26 protein-coding genes are annotated in these 25,096 nt (G+C 70.2%); 19 read left to right on the forward strand and 7 right to left on the reverse strand.

What is annotated here, in order from left to right; all coding sequences use genetic code 11:
- The first annotated feature begins 79 nt into the window (after positions 1 to 79).
- Positions 80 to 913 carry an alpha/beta hydrolase gene (locus M1P99_RS05655; RefSeq protein ID WP_304451619.1) on the forward strand — a complete coding sequence of 278 codons (834 nt, stop codon included), beginning with the start codon at positions 80 to 82 and terminating at the stop codon, positions 911 to 913.
- A gap of 42 nt (positions 914 to 955) precedes the next feature.
- Here M1P99_RS05655 and M1P99_RS05660 read toward each other — a convergent pair whose 3' ends face one another.
- Positions 956 to 1,429, reverse strand: coding sequence for a VTT domain-containing protein (locus M1P99_RS05660; RefSeq protein WP_304451620.1), 474 nt, complete (start codon positions 1,427 to 1,429; stop codon positions 956 to 958).
- Positions 1,426 to 2,523, reverse strand: coding sequence for a 23S rRNA (adenine(2503)-C(2))-methyltransferase RlmN (gene rlmN, locus M1P99_RS05665; protein ID WP_304455587.1), 1,098 nt, complete (start codon positions 2,521 to 2,523; stop codon positions 1,426 to 1,428). The genes M1P99_RS05660 and rlmN overlap by 4 nt, the downstream gene beginning before the upstream one ends.
- A 175-nt stretch (positions 2,524 to 2,698) precedes the next feature.
- On the opposite strand from rlmN, the gene M1P99_RS05670 reads away from it, so the two are divergent.
- The gene (locus M1P99_RS05670; protein ID WP_304451621.1) at positions 2,699 to 3,784 is read left to right on the forward strand and encodes a suppressor of fused domain protein; all 1,086 of its coding nucleotides are present in this window, start codon (positions 2,699 to 2,701) and stop codon (positions 3,782 to 3,784) included.
- A gap of 41 nt (positions 3,785 to 3,825) precedes the next feature.
- A complete protein-coding gene (locus M1P99_RS05675; RefSeq protein ID WP_304455588.1) occupies positions 3,826 to 4,413 on the forward strand; it encodes an MFS transporter in 588 nt (195 codons plus the stop codon).
- A 3-nt stretch (positions 4,414 to 4,416) separates the two neighbouring features.
- Here the strand turns inward: M1P99_RS05675 and M1P99_RS05680 are convergent, their stop codons facing one another.
- Positions 4,417 to 4,791, reverse strand: a complete 375-nt coding sequence (locus M1P99_RS05680) for a BlaI/MecI/CopY family transcriptional regulator (protein ID WP_304451622.1) — start codon at positions 4,789 to 4,791, stop codon at positions 4,417 to 4,419.
- 739 nt (positions 4,792 to 5,530) lie between these two features.
- On the opposite strand from M1P99_RS05680, the gene M1P99_RS05685 reads away from it, so the two are divergent.
- Entirely contained in the window at positions 5,531 to 9,157 is a 3,627-nt protein-coding gene (locus M1P99_RS05685) for a multifunctional oxoglutarate decarboxylase/oxoglutarate dehydrogenase thiamine pyrophosphate-binding subunit/dihydrolipoyllysine-residue succinyltransferase subunit (protein WP_304451623.1), read from the forward strand.
- A 3-nt stretch (positions 9,158 to 9,160) separates the two neighbouring features.
- The gene (locus M1P99_RS05690) at positions 9,161 to 9,340 is read left to right on the forward strand and encodes a DUF6104 family protein (protein ID WP_121180506.1); all 180 of its coding nucleotides are present in this window, start codon (positions 9,161 to 9,163) and stop codon (positions 9,338 to 9,340) included.
- Positions 9,341 to 9,406: 66 nt separating this feature from the next.
- On the opposite strand, the gene M1P99_RS05695 is transcribed toward M1P99_RS05690, so the two are convergent.
- Positions 9,407 to 9,913: a hypothetical protein gene (locus M1P99_RS05695; protein WP_304451624.1), complete on the reverse strand. Its 507-nt coding sequence runs from the start codon at positions 9,911 to 9,913 to the stop codon at positions 9,407 to 9,409.
- A gap of 84 nt (positions 9,914 to 9,997) precedes the next feature.
- On the opposite strand from M1P99_RS05695, the gene M1P99_RS05700 reads away from it, so the two are divergent.
- The 4 genes from M1P99_RS05700 (at position 9,998) to M1P99_RS05715 (ending at position 12,777) form a co-directional block, all read left to right on the forward strand.
- Positions 9,998 to 10,516, forward strand: coding sequence for a Scr1 family TA system antitoxin-like transcriptional regulator (locus M1P99_RS05700; RefSeq protein WP_304451625.1), 519 nt, complete (start codon positions 9,998 to 10,000; stop codon positions 10,514 to 10,516).
- Positions 10,513 to 10,695, forward strand: a complete 183-nt coding sequence (locus M1P99_RS05705) for a DUF397 domain-containing protein (protein ID WP_304451626.1) — start codon at positions 10,513 to 10,515, stop codon at positions 10,693 to 10,695. Before M1P99_RS05700 ends, M1P99_RS05705 begins: the two co-directional genes overlap by 4 nt.
- 192 nt (positions 10,696 to 10,887) lie before the next feature.
- Positions 10,888 to 11,739 carry a DUF4097 family beta strand repeat-containing protein gene (locus tag M1P99_RS05710; protein ID WP_304451627.1) on the forward strand — a complete coding sequence of 284 codons (852 nt, stop codon included), beginning with the start codon at positions 10,888 to 10,890 and terminating at the stop codon, positions 11,737 to 11,739.
- Positions 11,740 to 12,777: a PadR family transcriptional regulator gene (locus tag M1P99_RS05715; RefSeq protein ID WP_304451628.1), complete on the forward strand. Its 1,038-nt coding sequence runs from the start codon at positions 11,740 to 11,742 to the stop codon at positions 12,775 to 12,777.
- A gap of 202 nt (positions 12,778 to 12,979) precedes the next feature.
- On the opposite strand, the gene M1P99_RS05720 is transcribed toward M1P99_RS05715, so the two are convergent.
- Positions 12,980 to 14,182: an NADP-dependent malic enzyme gene (locus M1P99_RS05720; RefSeq protein ID WP_304451629.1), complete on the reverse strand. Its 1,203-nt coding sequence runs from the start codon at positions 14,180 to 14,182 to the stop codon at positions 12,980 to 12,982.
- Between the two features lie 384 nt (positions 14,183 to 14,566).
- Here M1P99_RS05720 and M1P99_RS05725 point away from each other — a divergent pair, with 384 nt between their 5' ends.
- The 7 genes from M1P99_RS05725 (at position 14,567) to M1P99_RS05755 (ending at position 19,955) form a co-directional block, all read left to right on the forward strand.
- Positions 14,567 to 15,487, forward strand: coding sequence for an ABC transporter substrate-binding protein (locus M1P99_RS05725; protein WP_304451630.1), 921 nt, complete (start codon positions 14,567 to 14,569; stop codon positions 15,485 to 15,487).
- Between the two features lie 35 nt (positions 15,488 to 15,522).
- A complete protein-coding gene (locus M1P99_RS05730; protein ID WP_304451631.1) occupies positions 15,523 to 16,482 on the forward strand; it encodes an amino acid ABC transporter permease in 960 nt (319 codons plus the stop codon).
- Positions 16,482 to 17,297: an amino acid ABC transporter ATP-binding protein gene (locus tag M1P99_RS05735; protein ID WP_304451632.1), complete on the forward strand. Its 816-nt coding sequence runs from the start codon at positions 16,482 to 16,484 to the stop codon at positions 17,295 to 17,297. Before M1P99_RS05730 ends, M1P99_RS05735 begins: the two co-directional genes overlap by 1 nt.
- 166 nt (positions 17,298 to 17,463) lie before the next feature.
- Positions 17,464 to 18,054, forward strand: coding sequence for a class I SAM-dependent methyltransferase (locus M1P99_RS05740; protein WP_304451633.1), 591 nt, complete (start codon positions 17,464 to 17,466; stop codon positions 18,052 to 18,054).
- Between the two features lie 59 nt (positions 18,055 to 18,113).
- Entirely contained in the window at positions 18,114 to 18,605 is a 492-nt protein-coding gene (locus M1P99_RS05745) for a GNAT family N-acetyltransferase (protein ID WP_304451634.1), read from the forward strand.
- 124 nt (positions 18,606 to 18,729) lie between these two features.
- The gene (locus tag M1P99_RS05750; RefSeq protein WP_053615522.1) at positions 18,730 to 19,155 is read left to right on the forward strand and encodes an anti-sigma factor; all 426 of its coding nucleotides are present in this window, start codon (positions 18,730 to 18,732) and stop codon (positions 19,153 to 19,155) included.
- A gap of 41 nt (positions 19,156 to 19,196) precedes the next feature.
- A complete protein-coding gene (locus M1P99_RS05755) occupies positions 19,197 to 19,955 on the forward strand; it encodes an RNA polymerase sigma factor SigF (protein ID WP_082376087.1) in 759 nt (252 codons plus the stop codon).
- A 52-nt stretch (positions 19,956 to 20,007) separates the two neighbouring features.
- Here M1P99_RS05755 and M1P99_RS05760 read toward each other — a convergent pair whose 3' ends face one another.
- Positions 20,008 to 20,397, reverse strand: coding sequence for a hypothetical protein (locus M1P99_RS05760; RefSeq protein WP_304451635.1), 390 nt, complete (start codon positions 20,395 to 20,397; stop codon positions 20,008 to 20,010).
- 99 nt (positions 20,398 to 20,496) lie between these two features.
- Here M1P99_RS05760 and M1P99_RS05765 point away from each other — a divergent pair, with 99 nt between their 5' ends.
- Together M1P99_RS05765 and M1P99_RS05770 are read left to right on the forward strand one after the other, a co-directional pair.
- Positions 20,497 to 21,429 carry a diacylglycerol kinase family protein gene (locus M1P99_RS05765; RefSeq protein ID WP_304451636.1) on the forward strand — a complete coding sequence of 311 codons (933 nt, stop codon included), beginning with the start codon at positions 20,497 to 20,499 and terminating at the stop codon, positions 21,427 to 21,429.
- Positions 21,430 to 21,796: 367 nt separating this feature from the next.
- Entirely contained in the window at positions 21,797 to 22,051 is a 255-nt protein-coding gene (locus M1P99_RS05770; protein WP_304451637.1) for a WhiB family transcriptional regulator, read from the forward strand.
- A 201-nt stretch (positions 22,052 to 22,252) separates the two neighbouring features.
- Here the strand turns inward: M1P99_RS05770 and M1P99_RS05775 are convergent, their stop codons facing one another.
- The gene (locus tag M1P99_RS05775; RefSeq protein ID WP_304451638.1) at positions 22,253 to 23,797 is read right to left on the reverse strand and encodes a sensor histidine kinase; all 1,545 of its coding nucleotides are present in this window, start codon (positions 23,795 to 23,797) and stop codon (positions 22,253 to 22,255) included.
- Between the two features lie 143 nt (positions 23,798 to 23,940).
- Between M1P99_RS05775 and M1P99_RS05780 the strand changes: the two genes are divergently transcribed.
- On the forward strand, positions 23,941 to 24,681 hold the full coding sequence (locus tag M1P99_RS05780; protein WP_304451639.1) for a GntR family transcriptional regulator: 741 nt from the start codon (positions 23,941 to 23,943) through the stop codon (positions 24,679 to 24,681).
- The last annotated feature ends 415 nt before the right edge of the window (positions 24,682 to 25,096 follow it).

Consider the following 25,096-nt stretch of genomic DNA (forward strand, 5'->3'; position numbering starts at 1 on the left):
GTCCCGGGCACCCGGGCATCGGGGCGTCCGCTCCGGGGGAGGTACCCCGGGGAGGCCGACCCGGGGAGGGGGTCCGGACATGACCGCGCGCCGTGGGCGCCGCCGCGTGCTCGTCGCGACCATCGCCGTCATCGTCGTCGCGCTCCTGGGGGTGTGCATGTGGAGCCTGCAGCGCTCACTGGTCTACCTGCCCGCGCGAGGCGAGGTGGCCCCGGCCGGGAGCGTGCTCCAGGGGGCCGAGGACGTACGTCTGCGGACGTCGGACGGACTCGGCCTGGGCGCCTGGCTCGTTCCCCCGCGCCGCGCCGACCGGGACACGGCCGTGCTGGTGGCCAACGGCAACGCCGGGAACCGGCAGACCCGCGCCCCGCTGGCCCGCGCGCTGGCGGACGAGGGCTTCACCGTGCTCCTGTTCGACTACCGGGGCTACGGGGGCAATCCCGGCCGGCCCTCCGAGGAGGGGCTGGCCGCGGACGCCCGGGCCGCCTCCGACCTGCTCGTCGCACGCGGGCACCCGCCGGAGCGGACGGTCTACTTCGGGGAGAGCCTGGGCACGGGCGTGGTGACCGCGCTGGCCGCCGAGCGCCCGCCCGCGGCCGTGCTCCTGCGCTCCCCGTTCACGTCACTGGCCGACGTGGGCGCCCACCACTACCCGTTCCTGCCGGTCCGCGCGCTGCTGTGGGACCGCTACCCGGTGCTCGACACCATCGGTCGGATCGGCCGTCCCGTCTCGGTCGTGCTGGGGGAGGACGACGACATCGTCCCCCCGCGGCAGAGCCTGGCGGTGGCCGCGGCCGCGCCGCGGCTGGTCGAGCGGGTGGAGGTGGCGGGGGCCGGCCACAACGACGCCGCGCTGACGCACGGCCCCGAGGTGGTCGCGGCCACAGTCCGCCTGGCCGACCACGCCCTCTGAGCGGGACCCGACCCGAGCTCAGGCGTCGAGCGCGTTCGGGGTTCAGCCCGGCAGGTGGCTCAGGCCCCAGGCGGGGGCGTAGACGACGATGAGGAACCGGGCCGTGCGGGTCACGAAGGTGATCACGGCGAACCGCCAGACGTCGATGCGCACGACCCCGGCCAGGACCGAGATGACGGCGAAGGGCGGAATGCTCGCGAAGGAGCTGAGGGCGACCAGCCCCAGGCCCCACAGCGGGCGCTCCTGCGCCTTCTCGCGCCAGCGCTCGGCACGCGCGGCCCAGCGGCCGGGGGTGACGGCCTTGCGGCGGAACCAGGGCGCGGAGATCGTGCCCCGGCCCACGTAGTAGTACGGCAGCTTGCCCAGGGTCTGCCCCAGTCCCGCCGCGAGGGCCATCGCCGGCAGGGCGCCGTCGTCCACAGCGACGACGGCCCCCACCAGATAGAGCTCGATGTTGAGGACCGGAACCAGGCCGGCGAGCAGGGCGACCAGGAAGGCCAGCCCGGTCTCGATCACCCCTCGGCCGCGGCGAGCTGGCCGCAGGCTCCGTCGATCTCCTGGCCCCGGGTGTCGCGGACCGTGACGGAGACGCCGTGGGACTGCAGCCGCCGGACGAACTCGCGCTCGTCCTCCGGCCGGGAGGCGGTCCACTTGGACCCCGGGGTGGGGTTGAGCGGGATGAGGTTGACGTGCACCAGGTGGCCCTTGAGCAGCTCACCGAGGAGGTCGGCACGCCAGGCCTGGTCGTTGATGTCCTTGATCAGCGCGTACTCGATGGACACGCGGCGGCCGGTGGTCCCGGCGTAGCGCCAGGCGGCGTCCAGGACCTCCTCGACCTTCCAGCGCGTGTTGATCGGCACCAGTTCGTCGCGCAGCTCGTCGTCCGGCGCGTGCAGCGAGATCGCCAGCCGCACCTGCATCTTCTCGTCGATGAGCTTGTTGATGGCGGGTACCAGGCCGACCGTCGACACGGTGACGCCGCGCTGGGAGATGCCCAGGCCGTCGGGCACCGGGTCGGTGATCCGCCGGACCGTCTGCAGGACCCGCTTGTAGTTGGCCATGGGTTCGCCCATGCCCATGAAGACGATGTTGCTGATCCGCCCCGGACCGCCGGCGACCTCGCCGCGGGCCAGGTCGCGGGCGCTGGCGACCACCTGGTCGACGATCTCGCCCGTGGACAGGTTCCGGGTGAGCCCCGCCTGTCCGGTGGCGCAGAACGGGCAGTTCATGCCGCAGCCCGCCTGTGAGGAGATGCACAGGGTGACGCGGTCCGGGTAGCGCATGAGCACCGACTCGAACATCACCCCGTCGAACGCCTTCCACAGGGTCTTGCGGGTCATGCCGTTGTCGCAGGTGATGTGCCGGACCGGTGTGAGCAGGGTCGGCAGCAGCGCCTCGCCCAGCCGCTCCCGGGAGGCGGCGGGCAGGTCGGTCATCGCTCCGGTGTCCGACTCCAGGCCGCCGAAGTAGTGCTTGGCCAGCTGCTTGGCGCGGAACGGCTTCTCGCCCAGGTCGGAGACGACCTCGGCGCGCTCCTCGGGGCTGAGGTCGGCCAGGTGCTGGGGCGGCTTGGCGCGGCGGGGGGCGACAAAGGTGAGCTCGGCGGGCATAAGCATCCGTAACAAGTGGGTGGTCGATGCCCGGAGTGGAACGGCGGTCGTTATACGACCTATACGCGGTCGCAGTGCGGCTCCGCCGGAGAGGGCACTACCTTCGATTCTACGTCCGGACGGACCGGACTGGTCCGCCGACGGGTACGGCGACGATCGGCGTCTGGGAGGGCCGGTGACCGAGATCGACGTCCTGCTCGACGAGATCAGTCCCTATCAGAGCCGTCGCGTGGTCGTCGAATGCGACTCCCACACCACGGCCGCCTACCTCCTCGACGCGCGCGGGCGCATCCGCGTCCCCGTCTGGCTGGCCAACCACGAGAGCGCTCCCCGCACCAGCGAGTCGAGCGGCCTCTACCAGGGCCAGGCCCCGCTCATGCCGGAGGCCTACACCAAGCACCCGCAGGGCCGCCCGCGGTTCGACCCCTCGTGCCTGCGCGCGGTGTGGTTCGAGGAGGGCGACGGCGTCGCCCTGGTCGACGAGGAGGGCCTCCTGGCGGTCATCCCCGGATGGGCCGAGGCCGACAGCGGGCTCCCGGGGTACGCGCGCGAGGCGATCGGCCGCAGCGCCTACGCCTGGGAGCTGGACTCGGTGCGCGGACAGCTGTGGCCCCGCGTCGTGCACGCCGAGGCCTACTGGGACTGGCGCCGCGCCTCCGGGGCCTGGCGCAGTGTGCAGCGCACGGTCCTGAGCCACCTGAACCGGCACGTGGGCGAGGCCGGACACTACTGGGACGTGTCCGACGGCCATCCCCCGCTGCTGCGGGTCTCGGAGCGCCCGCCCACGGCGGAGCGGCCGTTCACGGTGCTGTCCACCGTGGGGATGTGCGGGCAGCGGATGCCCACTCTGGACCGGTACATGGCCAACACCGCCCAGCACGCGCGGGTGGAGCTCGCCCTGGCCACGACACTGCCCGCCCACCACGCCGCGCGGATCTTCCGGTGGATCGGCGCGTTCCCCTGGCGGGCGGTCACCTGGTTCGGGACCGGGCACACCGTCAAGTGGCTGGACAACCCCGAGGACCGGGCGATGCGCGGCGGCGCGGGCGCCGTCCTGCTGTTGGAGGACCCCGCCGCGCTGGTCACCCGCCCCGAGCACCGGCCGCCGGACACGTCCGGCCTGTCCTTCCAGGGCGACCCGGTGCGCTGGCTGTGGATCGTGCCGATCACCCGCCCCGAGCACCTGTTCGCCAAGGAGCACGACAGCGCCACGCTCGTCGACAAGCTCGCGGCGGAGGGCCGCAGCTGGGTTCTCGGCTGACCGCCGGCTCCACCCGTGGACGGGCCACGGGCGGCGGAGTCCTGGCTCCGCTGCGGCACGGCGCGTTCCGCGCGCTGGCGGCGGGCCGGATCCTGATGTTCCTGGGCAATGGGCTGGCGTCCGTGGCCCTGGCCTTCGCTGTGCTCGACGTGACCGGTTCGCTGGCCGCCGTGGGCCTGGTCGTGGGGGCGCGGTCGGTCGCCAACGTCGCCCTGCTGCTCCTGGGCGGGGTGATCGCCGACCGCGTCTCACGCTCGCTCGTACTGCGGGGCGGGTGCGCGGCCGCGGCCGCCTCCCAGGTTCTCCTGGCGCTGGCCCTGCTGACCGGGTTCGCGACCCTGCCGCTGCTGTTCGCGGCGATGTTCCTCGCGGGCGTGGCCGTCGAGCAGTTCAGCGTGGCGTGGGAGGTGTCGGTCCAGGAGAACATCCCGGCCGGGAAGCTCTCCCGCGTGTACTCCTACGACGCCCTGGGGTCGTTCGTCGCGATGCCCGTGGGCCGGGTCGCGGTCACCCTGCTGGCGGCGTCGGTGGGCCCGGGGCGCTCGATCGTGCTGTTGGCGTGCCTGACGCTGACGGCAATCCTGGCCGCACTGTGCGCGCCGAGCGTGCGCGCCCTGCGGCGCCGGTGACCCTCAGCGGGCGATCCCGCGCCCGTCCCGCGCCTGGTCCAGCACGCGGTGGAAGCGGGCCACGTCCTCGTCGCTGAAGCGCTCCACGAAGCTGCGCAGGGTCGCGCCGGGGTCGGGGCCGGCGTTGAGCACCTCGTCCATCATCCGGGCGGTGTACTCGGCGTGGCTCTCCTTCGCCCAGTACACCCAGGCGCGGCCGGACTTCCTGCGGTCCACCAGGCCCTTGTGGAAGAGGATGTTGGCGACGGTCATGACGGTCGTGTAGGCGATCTCGCGGTCGTAGACCATGGTCTCGCGCACCCGTCGGACCGACAGCGGTGTCTCCGACCGCCACAGAGCGTCCATGATGGCCGCTTCGAGTTCCCCAAGCCCCCTCATGGCGATGTCACTCCCCGTGTGTGCAGCGTTCGTATCGCGATCGTAGACATGAGGAAGCTTCAGGTGTGGGAAAACCCGGGAGAGGACACAGATACGCCCGCCCGCGGTGGCCGCGACCGGCGTTTCCGCACCGTCCGGGCCCGTTCGGGAGAGAAAGGGCGCGATCGGGCCGCTCACCCGGGGGCCGCCGTGATCGGAGAGGCGAGCGGGGCCCGTCGGAGTGCGACGCGCCCGAGGCGGCGACGCAGCCGGAGGCGGCCGGACGGGGGTGTGCGCTGAAGGCCGGGCCCGGGCCCTCCTCCATCCCCGCTGGATCTCGCGGAGGGGGACCCGGCCGTCCTGCCCGGCCTCGCACACACGTTCCGACGCCGCACGCACCCGAGCGGTTCCACGTGTTCCGCACCACACTCCCCGTGGCCGGGGGCGGCCATCTTTTTCACACGTCGGAACCCTCAGGAATCAGCACAAACGCGACATGATAGATACACTGGGCAAGGGCATCCACACGCAGAGGCAACGGCTCTGTGAAAGATTGTTAGCTATCTCCTAGTTTCAACAACCCTCGCGTTCCCCCGCAGGAGGCCGGTACAAGTAGCCTGGTACCCGACGAGTGCTGGCCAGGTCAGATGCTCCCCACTGGCGTGGGGACGCTCCCGATTCTTCTTGAGCCCGCCTTGCCAGCAGCCACCCGTCTTCCTACACATTCACAAGCGAGCTGCGGAAGTGGGCGATCTCCGCCGTGTCGTCTGAGGCGTCTCAACCCCTGACAGATTTCGGCCCGAACGAGTGGTTGGTCGAGGACCTTTACCAGAAGTACCTCACCGACCCGAATTCGGTTGACAAGGCTTGGTGGAACTTCTTCGCGGACTACAAGCCCGCGGAAACGGCCAGCGGAAGGGGTGGGGGCCCTGCGAAGGCGCAGGCCGAGAAGACCCCCAAGGCCCCCGCCGCACCGGCACAGAAGAAGTCCGCCGCGGCCCCGGCACCCAAGAAGGACGAGTCTCTCGAGGTCAAGCAGGAGCGTCTGCGCGGAGCGACCGCGCGGACCGCGACCAACATGGAGTCGAGCCTGACCCTGCCGACCGCGACGAGCGTGCGTGCGGTGCCGGTGAAGCTGCTGTTCGACAACCGCATCGTCATCAACAACCATCTCCGGCGCGGGCGCGGTGGGAAGGTCTCCTTCACCCACCTCATCGGCTTTGCCATGGTCAAGGCCCTGAAGTCCATGCCCGAGATGAACCACTCCTACGTGGAGGTCGACGGCAAGCCCGGTGTCGCCAAGCCCGAACACGTGAACTTCGGCCTGGCGATCGACCTCCAGAAGCCCGACGGCTCCCGTCAGCTGGTCGTGCCCTCCATCAAGGGCTCCGACGAGATGGACTTCACGGAGTTCTGGAGCGGCTACGAGGACCTGGTCCGCAAGGCCCGCAACAACAAGCTGGGCGTGACGGACTTCCAGGGCACCACGATCAGCCTGACCAACCCGGGCGGCATCGGCACCGTGCACTCCGTGCCGCGGCTGATGCCCGGGCAGGGCACCATCCTGGGCGTGGGTGCCATGGAGTACCCGGCCGAGTTCCAGGGAGCCAGCCAGGACACCCTGGCCGACCTGGGCATCAGCAAGGTCATGACGCTGACGTCCACCTACGACCACCGCATCATCCAGGGCGCGCAGTCCGGTGAGTTCCTCAAGCGGATCCACCAGCTGCTGCTCGGCGACGACGGTTTCTACGACGAGATCTTCCGTTCGCTGCGCATCCCCTACGAGCCGGTGCGCTGGGTCCAGGACATCCGCGTCAACACGGCCACCCAGCTCGACAAGACCACCAGGGTCCAGGAGCTGATCCACGCCTACCGCGTGCGCGGCCACCTCATGGCCGACACCAACCCGCTCGACCACGAGCAGCGCCGCCACCCCGACCTGGACGTGCTGGAGCACGGGCTCACCCTGTGGGACCTGGACCGCTCCTTCCCGACCGGCGGGTTCGGCGGCAAGCAGGTCATGAAGCTCCGGGACATCCTGGGCGTGCTGCGCGACACCTACTGCCGCACGGTGGGTATCGAGTACATGCACATCCAGAGCCCGGAGGAGCGGGAGTGGATCCAGGCGCACGTCGAGCGCGAGCACGAGAAGCTCGACCGCGACGAGCAGCTGCACATCCTGCACCGGCTCAACAGCGCCGAGGCCTTCGAGACCTTCCTGCAGACCAAGTACGTCGGTCAGAAGCGCTTCTCGCTGGAGGGCGGCGAGTCCCTGATCCCGCTGCTGGACGGCGTGATCTCCCGGGCCGCCAAGTCCGGGCTGGACGAGGCCGTCATCGGCATGGCCCACCGCGGCCGGCTCAACGTGCTCGCCAACATCTGCGGCAAGTCCTACGGGCAGATCTTCGGTGAGTTCGAGGGCAACCTCGACCCCCGCAGCGCGCACGGCTCCGGCGACGTGAAGTACCACCTGGGCACCGAGGGCACCTTCGAGTCGCACGACGGCGACCAGATCCACATCTCGCTGGCGGCCAACCCCTCCCACCTGGAGACGGTCGACCCGGTGGCCGAGGGCATCGTCCGCGCCAAGCAGGACCTGCTCAACAAGGGCCCGCACGGCTTCACGGTCCTGCCGATCCTGATCCACGGCGACGCCGCGTTCGCCGGCCAGGGCGTGGTCGCCGAGACGCTGAACCTGTCCCAGCTGCGCGGCTACCGGACCGGCGGCACGGTGCACGTCATCGTCAACAACCAGGTGGGCTTCACCACCTCGCCGTCCGACAGCCGTTCCAGCGTGTACGCCACCGACGTCGCGCGGATGGTGCAGGCGCCGATCTTCCACGTCAACGGGGACGACCCCGAGGCCGTGGTCCGGGTCGCGCACCTGGCCTTCGCCTACCGTCAGGCGTTCAACAAGGACGTCGTCATCGACATGGTCTGCTACCGGCGGCGCGGTCACAACGAGGGCGACAACCCCGCGTTCACCCAGCCGCTGATGTACGACGTCATCGACGCCAAGCGCTCCACCCGCAAGCTGTTCACCGAGGCCCTCATCGGCCGCGGCGACATCACGGTGGAGGAGGCCGAGTCGGCGCTGCGCGACTACCAGAGCGAACTGGAACGCGCCTTCACCGAGACCCGCGAGGTCGAGAAGAAGCCGATCGAGGCCGGCTCGGTCATCAAGCCCGAGGTGTTCACCGAGGGCCGCCTGGACCATTCCAAGGTCGAGACCGCCATCAGCACCGAGACGGTCAAGCGGGTCATCGACACCCAGGTGTCGCTGCCGGAGGGCTTCAAGCCGCACCCGCGGCTGGCCCCGCAGCTCTCCCGCAGGGCGCAGACCGTCCAGGACGACTCCATCGACTGGGCGACCGGTGAGCTGCTGGCCTTCGGGTCGCTGCTGCTCGACGACCACCCCGTGCGGCTGGTCGGCCAGGACAGCCGCCGCGGAACGTTCGGCCAGCGGCACGCGACGCTCATGGACCGCGAGACCGGCGAGAACCACACTCCGCTCAAGCAGTTCGACTCGGGCACGACCCGGTTCCACGTGCACGACTCCCTGCTGAGCGAGTACGCGGCGCTGGGCTTCGAGTACGGCTACTCGCTGACCCGCCCCGAGGCGCTGGTCATGTGGGAGGCGCAGTTCGGTGACTTCGTCAACGGCGCGCAGACCATCATCGACGAGTACATCAGCGCGGGCGAGCAGAAGTGGGGCCAGCGCTCCAGCGTGACCCTGCTGCTTCCGCACGGCTACGAGGGCCAGGGGCCGGACCACTCGTCGGCCCGCATCGAGCGGTTCCTGCAGCAGTGCGCGCAGGAGAACATGACCGTCGCGATGCCGACCACCCCGGCGAGCTACTTCCACCTGCTGCGCTGGCAGGCGAAGTCGCCGCTGGAGCGTCCGCTGATCATCTTCACGCCGAAGAAGCTCCTGCGCCTGAAGGCGGCCACCTCGGCGGCCGAGGACTTCACGACGGGCCACTTCCAGCCGCTGATCACGGACGACTCGATCGCGCCGGACAAGGTCCGCCGCGTGGTGCTGTGCTCGGGCAAGGTCTACTACGACCTGGACGAGGCGCGCCGCAACAGCGGTGACAAGCACACCGCCATCATCCGGACGGAGCGGCTCTACCCGCTGCCGATCGAGGAGATCCGCGAGCAGCTCAAGGCCTTCCCGAACGCGGGCGAGGTCCTGTGGGTGCAGGAGGAGCCGGCGAACATGGGCCCGTGGCCGTTCGTCGCGCTGGTCTTCTCCGAGCAGCTCGACCGTCCGTTCACCCGGATCTCGCGTCCGGCCGGTTCCGCACCCGCGGCCGGTTCGGCCAAACGCCACGAGGCCGAGCAGCGCGCGCTGGTGGACACGGTCTTCCCGCCGGCGGACTAGCCGATGTACTACACCGATCGCGGAATCGAGGAACTGGAGAAGCGCCGCGGCGAGGAGGAGGTCAGCTTCGGCTGGCTCGCCGAGCAGCTGCGGACCTTCACCGACGTGCACCCCGAGTTCGAGACGCCCGTCGACCGGCTGGCCACGTGGCTGGCGCGGCTGGACGACGAGGACGAGGAGTAGGCATCACCTGACGGAAGGGCCCGGGTCGCGAACGCGACCCGGGCCCTTCCGTCTGCGCGGGGTGCCTCAGGCGCTGGCGCGGAACCACTCCCGGCTGGCCCGGGTGAGCAGCAGCAGGAGGAAGACCCCCGGCATCAGCAGGACGCCCAGGACCGCGCCCACGGCGAATTCGAGCCCTCCCGTCACCACGATGACGGCAGCAAGCATCAGGGACGTGACCACGTCGACCCCGAGTGCGCCGAACGCCCACCGGCGTGCGACCGGACCTCCCTTGCCGAGCTGAGCCGCCGCGCCGGCGTACCCCACCGCAGTGACGACCCCGGTGACCGGCAGGAACACGTGCTCAAAGGGGAGGAGCCCCTCTGTCGGATCCCCACCGGCCGGAGGCGGCGCGAGGAACACGCCGATAGCGGCGAACACGAGCACTCCGAGACAAAGGACGCCGTAGCCGACCCACAGACCGAAGAAGACGCGGAGGACTCTGAGCCGGCGCGGCATGACCGGAGGCCGGTCGTCCGGCACGCCGATGGGGATCGGCTCCTGTGAGTAGGAGACGGGCCCTGGGGGATGCACGGGGGATCTCCTGACTGATTTGTCTGAATTCAGTATCAGCGTCCCATTGAACCGCAGGTCAGGGGTGCCCCGCACCTGCGGCCCGTGCCCGTATGCGGGTCGCGTGAGCGCTACGGCGAAGCGATCCGCATCGACCTGGTGTCGCCGCTGGGGGTCCCCGGTCTCTTGTGGTGCCCCGGATACGCCGAGATGGTGTACCGAGCCGGAAGGAAGGTCACTGACGTCGCGCGGGTTGCGCAACTCCGCTCGGAGCGCCTGTCTCATCTGTCCGCCGAGGTATGGGCGGTGTTCTCCATGGCTGCCCTGACAGGCGTCCCCCGAGAAGTCGCGGTCGCACAGGTCGAGCACCTCCTGTCCCTACCGGAGCGCGTGAGGTTGCACCTGATACCTGAGGGAGAAGGAACCGGCCTCGTGGGCATCCCCGGACCGATGATGGTGTTCACGCTGGCGGACGGCCGGAAGGTCGTTACGTCGGACCACCTTGAAGGGTCAGTTGTCCATGCCTCGTCGGTCGTGGCACGCGCGCAGGAACTTGTCAGGGACGCGCTATCGTTGGCGATGCCCCCCACAATGTCGCTGAGCGCCCTCAAGGAGTTGTTGTGACCTGCCCGCCCGACTGGCACAAGAGCACCTACAGCCCCAACAGTGGAGCGTGTGTTGAGGTCCGCGAGCACGCAGGTGGCGCGGACGTCCGCGACACGCAGAACCGGGACGCCGGGCACCTGACGGTCCCCCGCGCCGAGTGGACCGCTCTCCTCGCCGGAGTGCGATCCGCGGTGTAGGCCCCGCCCGATGAGGGCCTCACACCCCCAAAACCACGCGAACCCCCGGACACCCGTCCGGGGGTTCGCTGCTTCCCGGTCCGGGAGAACCCGGAGCCGCCCCTGAAACACCCCCGGAAAGCCGCGACATATCTTGAGTTACCCTCACTCGCGACATATCGTGAAGACATCGAGCGAGCGAAAGGGTGCACGATGGCACGTTGGACCATCGACCAGCCGATGACACAGACCCTGGACGGCATCGTCGCGCTGCGCGTCCGGATCATCGGCGGTCACGTCAACATCCTCCCCACCGACGACCCGGTCACCTTCGAGGTGACCGACATCGTCGGCGAGCCCGTCCTGGTCACCCAGGAGGCGGGCATCCTCACCATCCACTACGAGGACCTCACCGGGCAGGGACTCCTCGAACGGCTCCGGCCCATACAGCTCAACAGCTACAAGGGCATGGGCGGCCGCAAGGCCACCGTCAACCTGCGGATCCCGGCGGACTGCCCGGTCGAGGTCTCCACGGTCAGCGCGCCCGTCGTCGCCGCGGGGCTCCACTCCCGCACGAACATCAAGACCGCGTCCGGTGAGATCACCCTGGACGAGGTGTCCGGCGAGACCGAGGTGACCACGGCCTCCAGCAACGTGTCCGTGCGCGGTCCGCGGGGCAGCCTGAACTTCAACAGCGTCAGCGGCCAGCTCGCCGTGGCGGGAGGACGGCTGTCCGACTTCAACGCCAAGACCGCCTCCGGCCAGGTCCTCGCCGACACCGACCTCGCCCCGTCCGGTCGGGTCCGCCTGAACTCGGTCTCCGGTGAGATCGCCCTGCGGGTACCCGCCGAGACGTCCGCGACGGTCGAGATGCGCTCGGTCAAGGGCAAGCTGGAGTCCGACTTCGGCCTGGACCGGCGCAGCGCGCCCGCCCGCAGCCACCTCAGCGGGAAGATCGGCGTGGGCGTCGACCCCGCGACCATCACGACCACCACCGTGTCCGCCCGTACCGCGCTGCTGCGCCGCGCACCCGAGGCGCCCGCGGCGATCCCCGAGGGAGCCTGAATGAGCACCATCTTCGGCCACGGCAGACTCCGGCTGTACCTGCTCAAACTGCTGGACGAGAGCCCGCGCCACGGCTACGAGATCATCAGTCTGCTGCGCGACCGCTTCCTGGGCGTGTACTCGCCCTCACCCGGCACCATCTATCCCCGCCTGGCCCGGCTGGAGGAGGAAGGGCTGGTCACCCACACCGAGGAGGGCGGCCGCAAGGTCTACAGCCTCACCGACAAGGGGCGCGCCGAGCTGCGCGAGCGCAGCGGCGACCTGGACGACCTGGAGCGCGAGATCACCGACTCCGTGCGCGACATCGCGCGCGCGGTCAAGCAGGACGTGCGCGCCACCATCAGCTCCCTGCGCGAGGAGCTGAAGTTCGGCGCCGGCGGCACGCGCCGACCCGAGTCCGAGCCCGCCGGACAGCGGTCCGACCAGGACCGGACCGAGCAGGAGACCGCGTCGGCCGACGCGTCCACCTCCTCCGGGGAGGCCGGTGGGGAGGGGTCCGAGCGGGGCACGGACGGCGAACGGGGCCGCTGCGGACCCGAGGGCAGCCCGTGGGCCCGCGAGTGGGAGCGCTTCGCGCAGGGCTTCGGCGCGTTCGGCGCCGTGTGGGGCCGGGGCGACTCCGAGCGCCCGGGCGCCCCGGAGTTCGACCAGGCGCTGCGCGACTTCAGTGAGCGCGTCCGCGACGTCACCCGTGAGGCCGGGCACGTGGGCGAGGCCGCGGCGCGCGACCTGCGGCGCATCCTCGACGACACCATCGAGGTGATCCGCAGGGACATGCGCCACTGGGGCCCGCCCCGCGAGGACTCGAAGGAGGACCGCGACGCCGCCCCGAGCGACGCGCCGTCCGCGTCCGCCACCGAGACACCCGCGCCCGCTCCCGCGCCGGAGGCCGACACACCGTCGGACACCGGCAAGGGGGACCGGGGCACCGAGGCGCCGGAGGCCACACCGATGCCGCCGGCCGGCGGGTCAGGTGACCCGTGGAGCGAGGCGGTCGACGACCCCGAACGACCCGGCGAGGACAGGAACGACAGGTAGGACCCACGCACGGACAGGCCCGGAGGTGCCGCGGGGGCGCGCACTCCGGGCCTCTCCGTGCGTGGGGGCGCCGTCGGACGGTCAGAGGATGTGAAGCACGGCTACCGAAATGCACACGCGACAGGCAGCGAATCGAGGCGGGACGGCAAGCGGGCCCGGCGCGTGTCGCGCCGGGCCCGCTCCGTGCTGGGTCGTTGCCGGGTCAGCGGCGGGCGACGCCGTCCTTGCGGGCCTGCTCGGCGATCGCGTTGGCGACGGCCGGGGCCACCCGCTCGTCGAAGGAGCTCGGGATGACGTAGTCGGCGGTGAGGTCGTCACCCACGAGAGCGGCCAGCGCGGTGGCGGCGGCCAGCTTCATGTTCTCGGTGATGTCCGTGGCCCCCGCGTCGAAGGCGCCCCGGAACACACCGGGGAAGGCCAGCACGTTGTTGATCTGGTTCGGGAAGTCGCTGCGCCCCGTGGCGACGACGCTCGCGTACTTGCGGGCGACGTCGGGGTGCACCTCCGGGTTGGGGTTGGCCATCGCGAAGATGATCGCGTCGTCGGCCATGGTGGCCACGACCGTCTCGGGCACCTCGCCCGCGGACAGGCCGATGAACACGTCGGCGCCGACCAGCGCGCTCTCGATGGAGCCGCGCACTCCGGCCTTGTTGCTGATGTCGGCCAGTTCCTGCTTGACCGGCGTCAGGCCCTCGCGGCCCTGGTAGATCATGCCCTTGGAGTCGGCCACCGCGATGTCGCCGATGCCGCCGTCGAGCAGCATCTTGGTGACGGCGACGCCCGCGGCGCCTGCACCGGACACCACGGCGCGCAGGTCGCCCAGGGTGCGCCCGGTCAGGCGCGCGGCGTTGTGCAGGGCGGCGACCGTCACGATCGCGGTGCCGTGCTGGTCGTCGTGGAAGACGGGGATGTCCAGGCGCTCGCGCAGCTTGCGCTCGATCTCGAAGCAGCGCGGCGCGGCGATGTCCTCCAGGTTGATCCCGCCGAAGGACGGGGCCATCCGGACGACGGTCTCGACGATGTCGTCGACGTCGGTGCAGGCCAGCGCGATGGGCACGGAGTCGACGCCGCCGAACTGCTTGAACAGCAGCGACTTGCCCTCCATGACCGGCAGGGACGCCTCGGGGCCGATGTCCCCCAGGCCGAGCACCGCGGTGCCGTCGGTGACGACGGCGACCAGGTTGCTCTTCCAGGTGTGGGTCTCGACGAGCTCGGGGGTCTCGGCGATGGCGTCGCACACGCGGGCGACACCCGGCGTGTAGGCCAGGGCCAGGCCCTCGTGGTCGCTGACGTCGACGGTGGAGGTCACCTGCAGCTTGCCGCCCCGGTGCAGGGCGAAGGCGGGGTCCTCATCCAGATGGGCGTAGGTGTTCTGGGTACCCGAAGAACGCGAATCGGTGGTCACTTCTCAAACCCCTCGGTCTGCGTGTACGCCCGCGTCGGCCATGACGGGGCGGACTGAACGATGGAGCGGTTCGCGCGCGATGACGTGTGGGTGCTAGGGGAGCCCTCCCCGGCGCCGGTCGGCCATGACCGGATGTGTCGCCGGAGGGGGACAGTCTTCGCCTGACTCTTATGCGAGTGCTGCGCGGCCGCCTCTCACGGGGATGACCCGTTACGCAATCCTCTCACAACGGTGACCCGAGGAGCATCGCGGGTCGGGACGATGTGATGTCACCGGTACAAGATGGTTTGACACATAATGTCCTGAGCGGTGCCGATGATCGACATGCGGCCTGTCTGCTGACTGTTCATCGGGCACGCCGTGCGCTAGAAGGAGACCCTGACCATGGCCACGCACACGCCACTGTCGCATCGCACGTCACTCGCGGCCCTGGCCGCCGCCGGCGTGCTCACCCTCTCCGCCTGTGGCGGCGGAGAGGACGAGACCGCCTCCGAGGCGCCCGAGGCTCCCGAGGTGTCCGCCGACGAGGAGCTCGCGGCCATGGTGCCCGAGGACATCCGCGAGGCCGGCACCGTCAGCATCGGCGTGGAGTCGGAGTACCCGCCCGGTGAGTTCCTCGACGAGGACGGCGAGACGGTCCTGGGCTTCAACGTCGACCTGCTCGACGCCGCCCTCGCCAAGCTGGACCTGGAGTCGGAATGGGTCTCGGCCAACTTCGACTCCATCATCATCGGCGTCGACACCGGCACCTACGACCTCGGTTCCTCCTCCTTCACCGTCACGGAGGAGCGGATGGAGGCCGTGAACATGGTCGGCTACTTCTCCTCCGGCACCCAGTGGTTCGTCCAGGCGGGCAACCCCGAGGGCGTCGACCCGGAGAACCCCTGCGGCCTGCGCGTGGCCGTCCAGTCGGGCACGACCCACGACGACGACATCGAGGCGCGCAACGACGCCTGCGTCGAGGCGGGTGAGGACCCGATCACGATCGAGAAGTTCCAGAGCCAGCCCCAGGCCACCGAGACCGTCGTCTCCGGCCTGAACGACGCCTCGCTCGCCGACATGCCGACCTCCGCCTACGCCCTGGACCAGACCGGCGAGGGCGTTCTGGAGTTCGTCGGCGAGCAGTACGACGCGGCGCCGTACGGCATCGTCACGCACAAGGACGACACGGAGATGGCCGAGGCGCTGGCCGCGGCGTTCGACTCCATCATCGAGGACGGCACCTACCAGGAGATCCTGGACGAGTGGGGCATCAGCGGCGGTGCGATCGAGGGCGCCGAGGTCAACCCCTCCGTCGAGGAGTAGCAGAGCCGGAACCACCACGAGCGAAGGTCTGACCCTTGTCATCACCGAAGGAGCCGTCGGGCGGCCCGGGGGCGGCGACCCCGTCCCCGGGCCGGTCGGCCGATCCCATCACCGCCGTCCCCGTCCGCTACCCCGAGCGGTGGGTGGCCGCCGGGGCCATCCTGGTCCTCGCGGCCATGTTCGTGCACATGCTGTTCACGAACGACGCGTTCAACTGGCCGTTCATGTGGGACAACATGTTCTCGCCGCCGGTCGTGCGCGGTGTGTGGATCACCCTGAGCGCGACCGTGCTGTCGATGGTCATCGGTGTGGTCCTGGGCGTGCTCCTGGCGATCATGCGGTTGTCGGGCAACCCCGTCCTGGTGACGGTCTCCTGGCTGTACACCTGGTTCTTCCGGGGGGTGCCCCGCCTGGTGCTGGCGGTGCTCTTCGGCAACCTGGCCATCCTGTACTCGACCGTCGCCATCGGCCTGCCGTTCGACAACTACTGGATGCCGGTGCTCGGCCTGGAGGGCGACGCCCGCTTCTTCGAGATCGACGCCCGCACCCTGCTGAGCGGCTACACGGCGGGCCTGCTCGCCCTGTCGCTGTCCGAGGGCGCCTACATGGCGGAGATCATCCGCGCGGGCCTGCAGTCGGTGGACAAGGGCCAGACCGAGGCGGCCCAGGCCCTGGGCATGAGCCGGTCCAAGGTGCTGAGCCGGATCACCCTGCCCCAGGCGATGCGCGTGGTCATCCCGCCGACGGGCAACGAGACCATCGCGATGCTCAAGGACACGGCCCTGCTCGCCTACGTCCCGGTGACGATCGAGCTGTTCTACCAGCTGCAGGCCGTCGGCACCCGTAGCTACCAGATCTTCCCGATGCTGGTCGCGGCCTGCCTGTGGTACCTGGCGATCACGAGTGTCCTGATGGTCGGCCAGTACTTCATCGAACGCCGGTTCAGCCGGAGCGAACGCGGTGTCCGGGACCGCATCGTCGGAGGTACGCACTGATGTCGCAGACCAACGAGCCGGTCGTGGAGACCGCCGAGGGCACCGCGCTGCCCGCCGACGCCCTCGTCGTGGCCGAGGACGTGCACAAGAGCTTCGGCCGTCTGGAGGTCCTCAAGGGCATCGACCTGGAGGTCAGGCGCGGCGAGGTCATGTGCATCATCGGCCCGTCCGGATCCGGGAAGTCCACCTTCCTGCGCTGCGTCAACCACCTGGAGAAGCTGTCCTCCGGGCGCCTGTGGGTCAACGGCGAGCTGATGGGGTACCGGCAGAAGCGCGGGCGCCTGTACGAGCTGCGGGACACCGAGATCGCGCTGCAGCGCAGCGACATCGGCATGGTGTTCCAGCGCTTCAACCTGTTCCCGCACCTGACCGTGCTCGGCAACGTCATCGAGGCGCCCGTGCAGGTCAAGAAGAAGCCCAGGGCCGAGGCCACCGCTCTGGGCCGGGAACTGCTCGCACGGGTGGGCCTGCCGGACAAGGCCGACGCCTACCCCGAGCAGCTCTCCGGCGGCCAGCAGCAGCGCGTGGCCATCGCCCGCGCGCTGGCCATGGAGCCGTCGCTGATGCTCTTCGACGAGCCCACCAGCGCCCTGGACCCGGAACTGGTCGGGGAGGTCCTGGACGTCATGCGCGACCTCGCCGAGGGGGGCATGACGATGGTGGTCGTCACCCACGAGATGGGCTTCGCCCGCGAGGTCGGTGACTCCCTGGTGTTCATGGACGACGGCATGGTCGTGGAGAGCGGCGTGCCCGCCGACGTGCTCGGCGACCCCCAGCACGAGCGCACCCGCGCGTTCCTGTCCAAGGTCCTCTGAGGACCCGCTCGGACCCACGCGGGCACGGGCCCCGCACTCCCCCGGAGTGCGGGGCCCGACGCGCGGTGGCGGTCCGTGGCCCGTTGCGGCCGACACGCGCGGCCCCCTTGACCTCGTGTCGCACTGGTACCAGAGTCGGAGCGTGGGCCCGCCTCAGGGAGTGACGATGGACGCGCGAACCGAAGAGACGCGAAAACTGTGGGACCGGCGAGCGGCCGCGTGCGACCGCTGGGGCCCCACCGAGCGCGTGGCGCTCCGGAGCAGCCGTGAGCTGCTGTGCTCGGGTGCCCGGGGGCGCACCCTCGAAGTGGCCGTCGGAACCGGGCGCAACCTGGAGTACTACCCGCCGGGCGTGGAGCTGACCGGCATCGACCTCAGCCCGGAGATGCTGGCCAGGACCCGGCTGCGGGCCGAGGAACTCGGCCGCCACGTCACCCTGGTGGAGGCCGACGCCGAGAGCCTGCCCTTCGACGACGGCTCCTTCGACACCGTGCTGTGCACCCTGTCGATGTGCGCGATCCCCGACCAGCGCCGCGCCCTCGCGGAGATGTACCGGGTCCTGGTACCGGGCGGCCGGCTGCTGATGGTGGACCACATCGAGTACACCCGGTTCCCCCTGCGGTGGATCGAACGCCGGCGCGAGCACCCGCGCGGCCTGCCCAGGGAGCTGGCGCTGGAGGCCGGTTTCGCGGTCGGCCACCACGACCGGCTGTTCTTCGGACTGGTCGAGCGGATGGTCGCCCACCGGCCCGCCTGAAGCGCGCCCGGCCGCCGCATATCCTGGGACGGTCCGCTCCCCGCGACCGAGGTGATCCGATGATCCGTCCTGCCCGACCCGACGACGTCCCCGCCATCTTCCGGATGATCGGGGACCTGGCGGAGTACGAGAAGGAGCCGGAGTCGGTCACCGCCACGGAGGACGACATCCGCGCGGCGCTGTTCGGACCGGAGCCCGCCGCGTTCTGCCACATCGCGGAGCACACCGGCGGGGACGGCTCCGTCCAACACGCCGGGTTCGCGCTGTGGTTCCACACCTTCTCCACGTGGACCGGCAAGCGCGGCATCCACCTGGAGGACCTGTTCGTCCACCCGCACCTGCGCGGCCACGGCTACGGCCTGGCCCTGCTCAGGGAGCTCGCGGCGCTGTGCGTCGAACGCGGCTATCCCCGGCTGGAGTGGGCCGTGCTCGACTGGAACGAGTCCGCGATCAGGTTCTACGACTCGCTCGGCTCCACCGCTCTGGACGAGTGGACGGACCGTCGCCTGGACGGCGCCGCACTCGCCGCGCTGGGCTCCGGAACGGGCTGAGGAGCCCCGTCCGTCTCGTCCGATCGGGGATGATGTGGACACGATCTCGTCTCCCTGCGTCAGCACGGGGGTGAAACGAGATACATTGCAGTCAAGCGGCAACCTCGCCCCCCGAAGGAGGGACGTGACCGAAGAAACCGCTGTGCCCACGGCCGACGCCATCGGCGTCCGGGACGCTGTCACCGTCAACATGCCCGCGGACAGCGCGTATCTGTCCGTGCTGCGGACGGCGACGGCGGGACTGGCCGCACGCCTCGACTTCACCCTCGACGAGATCGAGGACCTGAGGATCGGGGTCGACGAGGCGTGCGCGATGCTCCTCGCCCAGGCGCTGCCCGGCACAGAACTGACCACGGAATTTGAACTCACCCCTGAGGGGATGCGCATCTCCGTCTCGGTCCACACCGCCGACGGACGCCTTCCCGCCCGCGACACCTTCGCCTGGACCGTTCTGTCCGCACTCGCGGGAGACGTCGACGCGGGGGTCGGTCCGGACGACAGCGTCTACATCGTCCTGTACAAGCGCCGCGGCACCCTGGAGTCGGCGTGAGCGAAAGGGGGCCCGCTCTGACAGCGAAGACCGAGCACGCGGTGCCCGACCGGGCCCGCGCGAGACAGTTGTTCGAGCGCCTGAACGAACTCGACGCCGACTCGGCCGAACGGCGCCGGATCCGTGACGAGCTCGTCGAACTCCACCTGCCCTTGGTGGAGTATCTGGCCCGCAGGTTCCGCAACCGCGGCGAGTGGCTGGACGACCTCACCCAGGTGGCGACGATCGGGCTGATCAAGTCCATCGACCGCTTCGACCTGGAGCGCGGCGTCGAGTTCTCCACGTACGCCACTCCGACGATCGTCGGAGAGATCAAGCGCCACTTCCGTGACAAGGGCTGGGCGGTGCGGGTGCCCCGCCGTCTACAGGAGCTCAAGCTCTCGCTCACCAAGGCGGTGAGCGACCTGTCACAACGGGAGGGCCGTTCTCCCACGGTCGCGGAACTGGCCGCCCACCTGCAGATGACCGAGGAGGAGGTGCTGGAGGGCCTGGAGTCCGCCAACGCCTACTCGACGGTCTCGCTGGACGCGCCCGACAGCGGGGACGAGGACGCGCCGGCGGTGGCCGACTCGCTCGGCATCGTGGACGAGTCCCTGGAGGGCGTGGAGTACCGCGAGTCGCTGAAACCGCTCCTGGAACAACTGCCGCCACGGGAGAAGCGGATCCTGTTGCTGCGCTTCTTCGGCAACATGACCCAGTCGCAGATCGCCCAGGAGCTGGGCATCTCCCAGATGCACGTCTCACGTCTGCTGGCCCGCACCCTGGCGCAGCTGCGCCAGGCCCTGACCACGGACGACTGATGTACGGGCGGGTCCACCGCCCCGCACGCGGGTGCCACGGACGGCCGCGGTGCTACTTCCCCGAGTCGTGGGGGAACAGCGCCGCGGTCGTCGGCGGTGAGAGCACCGCCGCGGCCGCGCCCACCGCGACCACGGCGAGGACCGCGCCGAGGGCGTACTGCCCGCTGGTGAACATGTAGTACGCCACCACCCCGAGGAAGATCTGGGTGACGAAGACGGGCGTTCGGGCCCAGTCGCGCATCTGCCACAGGCCCCGGGCGACGTACACGAGCAGCGCGCCGACCCCCAGCCCCAGGACGGCCAGCGGAAGGGCCGACGTCAGGTCGGCGGCCCGGCCGGAGACCGCGATGACGAAGCTGTAGAGGCCGCCCGCACCGGCGGCGAGCCCGATCAGGGCCTCCAGCGCTGCGGCGATGACGATGGTGACTGGACGCGAGGACACCTGTCGAGACTAGGGCATGTTCCGCGTCGGCCCGCGCCGCCCCGGCCGCACGCGCCGCTGCCCCGCACGCGCCGCCCCCGGGAGACCTACACTGATCGAGTGCGCGCCCTATTCATCGTGAACCCCCAGGCGACCACGACCACCTCGCGGACACGCGAGGTGATCCTGGGCGCCCTGACGTCCGAACTGGACGTCACCGTGGCGGAGACCCGCTACCGCGACCACGCCGGAGAGCTCGCCCGCGAGGCGGCCGGCAACGGCTTCGAACTGGTTCTCAGCCTGGGTGGCGACGGGACGGTCAACGAGGTCGTCAACGGGCTGCTGTCGGCCCCCGACGAGCTCAAACGACCCCGGTACGCGGTCATCCCCGGCGGCAGCGCCAACGTCTTCATCCGCTCCCTGGGCGTGCCCGGCGACCCCGTCGAGGCCACCGGCGTGGTGCTGGAGGCCGTCCGCGAGGGCCGCGAACGCGAGATCAACCTGGGGCGGATCACCAGCGACCAGGACGACCGCTATTTCACGTTCAGCGCGGGGTTCGGCTGGGACGCCGACGTCGTCCAACAGGTGGAACACGAGCGCTCGAACGGGCGCAGGGCCACTCCCGCCCTGTACGCGGAAGTGGCCGTGAAGCTCTTCTTCCAAGGGGATATCCAGGATCCGTCACTCACCGTGGCCACGCCCGGAAGGACCCAGGAAGGGGTGTATTTCGCTCTCGTCACCAACACCACCCCGTGGACGTATGCGGGCGCCCTGCCACTCCAGCCGACGCCGTCCTCACGTTTCGAGCTGGGGCTGGACGCTTTCGCGCTGACCCAGTCGTCGCACGCCCTGACGGGCTGGATTCTGTCCCAGATGTTCTTCCCGAAAGGGCTTCCCGCGCGGGGCGACGGCTACCTGACCTGGCACGACCAGCAGACGATCACCATCACGTCGAGCCATCCGAGAGCTTTCCAAATCGATGGTGAATACCTCGGAGACCGCGAACAGGTCAACTTCCATTCGATATCGAAGGCATTACGAATCGTGTGCTAATTGACTCCTCGCACCCTTTCGGGGAGGGCATGCGCGGAGGTCAGGGGCTGTGTGACGCACCCGACACGCCGATTGGGACCTTTGGCCTCGGGAAGCCTTGCACGCGCCCAACAAGCCTGTCACGCTCAAGATATCGCCGCGGGTTACGGGCGAGTTAATTGGGGCGCTTCCCATGTGGCCATGGGGTGAAAGCTGAACCTCACTGGCTGCGACTCCCTCCGGTGGAACCCATCCACCGGGCGCTCCACGCACGATACGCGGACACATTCGTACAAGCATACGCACCGCAAGCGTAGACGCAGGTTACGCACACGGTCGTGAAAAGCTTCACAATACCCCGATCGCCTCACCGTGAGGAGTGGACCGCATGGACTGGCGCCATGACGCAGCCTGCCGTGACGAAGACCCTGAGCTCTTCTTCCCTATTGGCAACTTCGGCCCCGCACTGATCCAGATCGAGGAAGCCAAGGCGGTCTGCAACAGTTGCCCCGTCAGCGCCGCGTGTCTGCGCTGGGCCCTCGACAGCGGCCAGGACGGCGGTGTCTGGGGCGGAACCAGCGAGGACGAGCGCCGCCGCATCCGCAAGCGCGAGTCCGCACGCCGGCCGATGGTACGGAGCTGAGTCTCCCCCGGACTCCCGCTTCACCCCGCCCCGTCCTCGGATCGCCTCCGTTCCGGTGCCCTCGCGACCCCCGGCGCACCCCTCGACCGCACGGCCTCCCTCCGACCCCCGGTCGTTCCGCGGGCGCCCAGGTGACCACCCACCCCCGTGTGGTCCCGTGAACGGACAACGGCTCGCGGGTCAGCGGGGGTGGCCCCGGGTTCAGCGGAGTTCCGGCTCCTCCTGTTCCACGGGGAGGGTGATGGCCACCTCCGTGCCGCCGGTCTCCTTGGGCTTGATGGCCAGTGTGCCGCCCAGTTCTCCCACGATGAGGGTCCGCACGATCTGCAGACCCAGGCTCGTGGTCCCCTCCAGGTCGAAGTCGGCCGGCAGGCCTCCCCCGTCGTCGGAGACCGCGAGTTCCAGACTGCTGGTGCCCGGGAATCCGGGACCGGCGTCGTAGCGCTGGACGCGGACCTCGATGCGGCCGGGCCCCTGGCCCAGCCCGTGCTCGACGGCGTTCTGGACCAGTTCGGCGAGGACCATCGACAGCGGTGTGGCCACCAGGGCCGACAGCAGGCCGAAACCGCCCACGCGGCGGGGCACCACCACTCCGTCGGTCGAGGAGACCTCGGCCGCCATCTGGATGACGCGGTCGGCGATGTCGTCGAAGTCCACGACCTCGTCGGGCGTGTGCGAGAGCATCTCGTGCACGATCGCGATGGAGCCGACCCGGCCCACCGCCTCGTCCAGCGCCGCGCGCGCCTCGGGGATGTCCAGGCGCCGTGACTGCAGCCGCAACAGGGCGGCGACCGTCTGCAGGTTGTTCTTCACCCGGTGGTGGATCTCCCGGATGGTGGCGTCCTTGGTCATCAGCTCGCGCTCGCGACGCCGCAGCTCGGTGACGTCGCGGACCATCACCAGGGCGCCGATCCGCACCTCGTCGATCACCAGGGGGATCGCCCTGATCTGCACGGTGACCCCGCGCGCCTCCACCTCCGCCTCCTGGGGCGCCCGGCCGCTGGCCGTATAGGTGAGCGCCTCGTCGCGCGCCTCCCCCGACTCCGCGAGTTCCAGCGTGGTCCGGTCCAGCCGCGCACCCACCAGGTCGGCCGCCAGTCCCAGCCGCCGGTAGGCGGACAGGGCGTTGGGGCTGGCGTAGACCACCTCACCGTTCTGGTCCAGCCGCAGCAGGCCGTCACCGACGCGGGGCGAGCGCACCATGAGCGGCCCCTGGTCCACGAAGGGGAAGACGCCCTCGGCGATCATCTGCGCCAGGTCCCCGGCACTCTGCAGGTAGGTCAGCTCCAGGCGGCTGGGGGTGCGCGCCGAGCTGAGGTTGGTGCTCCGCTGGATGACGCCGATGAGGCGCCCCTGCCTGCGGACCGGGACCGTCTCCTCCCGGACCGGGACTCCCCCGGACCAGTCCGGGTCCCCGTCACGGCAGATGCGGCCCTCGCTCCAGGCACGGTCGATCAGCGCCCGTCGGCCGACCACACGCGGCGCCGTCCGCGACGTGAGATCGGTCATGTCGTCGAGCAGCACGGTTTCGACCAGATCGTCCTGGAAGGCCGTCGGCCCCGTCGTCGGACGCATCTGGGCGATGGCCACCCAGCCGTCGTCGCCGCGCAGACGCACCCACAGCACGAGGTCCGCGAAGGAAAGGTCGGCCAGGAGCTGCCAGTCGGAGACCAGGGCGTGGATCCACTCCAGGTCGGCTTGCTTGAGTGACGTGTGGCGTCTGATGAGATCACTGAGGTGAGGCACTCACAAATCATCCCATGAAGGCGTGCATACTCAAGGGATACGCACTCGACCAGTGGTCCACACCAATCGGCGGCCCGCCCCCGCCGCCACGACCACCTCCGGACGGGCGTGTGGCAGAGCTCGGATCGCGGTGGAGGAGACTGATGACAGGTCAGCGCACACTGGACGGCAACCCCAGGGTGCCGAAGTACTACCAGGTGAAGAAGCAGCTGCTGGAGCTGATCGACGCCATGCCGGCGGGCAACCCCGTGCCCCCGGAGCGGACGCTGGCCGCCCAGTTCGGCACCTCGCGCACCACCGTGCGGCAGGCGCTGACCGAGATGGTGGTCGAGGGCCGGCTGCTGCGGATCCAGGGCAAGGGCACCTTCGTGGCCAAGCCGAAGGTCGCGCAGGTGCTGCAGCTGACGAGCTACACGCAGGAGATGCGGGCGCACGGGCTGCACCCGGCGACCCGGATCCTGGACGTGAGCTACATCAACGCCGACGACCAGCTCGCCGAGCTGCTGGCGATCCGGTCCGGCGGGCGCGTGCTGCGCATCGAGCGGCTGCGCCTGGCCAACGGCGAGCCGATGGCCGTGGAAACGGCCCACCTCGCCGCGCGGCGCTTTCCCGGACTCCGACGCCAGCTCGACCGCTACGCTTCGCTCTACGAGGCACTGGCGAGCGCCTACGATGTCTCCCTGGCCGAGGCGGAGGCTTCCATCGAGACCGTGCTGGCCACACCCAACGAGGCCCGGCTCCTGGGCGTGGACGTGGGCCTGCCCCTGGTCCTGCACTGCCAGCACAGCTTCGACGGCGACGGCCACCCCGTGGAGTGGGTGCGCTCGCTCTACCGGGGCGACCGGTACAAGTTCGTCACACGCCTGCGCCCCCCGACGGACTGACCCCCCCAGTGGTCCACCCGGCGCCCCGCCCCTGGGGTCCCGTCGGCCGTCCAGCCCCACGGGACCCCGGGATCCTGCAAGCACACCGCCCCCGTGCCCCCAGGGCTCGACCGGTCAGCCCGCCATAACCCCAGGGGGCCGAACGCGCACGTGCCGCCCTGCCGAACCCCAGGGGGTTGTTGGACGCGCAGGTGCCGTCCTGCCGAACCCCAGGGGGTTGTTGGACGCGCAGGTGCCGTCCTGCCGAACCCCAGGGGGTTGTTGGACGCGCAGGTGCCGTCCTGCCGAACCCCAGGGGGGTTGATCCGGGCCAAAGCGAGGAACGAGCGGCGGCCCAAAGAAGGCACGGCGAGGGCGCCGACGGGTCCTGGAGTGGCTGGAGGTGGGTCCGTGAGGAACGAGCGGGCACACCGGA

This window comes from Nocardiopsis sp. YSL2 (assembly GCF_030555055.1).
GTDB lineage: Bacteria > Actinomycetota > Actinomycetes > Streptosporangiales > Streptosporangiaceae > Nocardiopsis.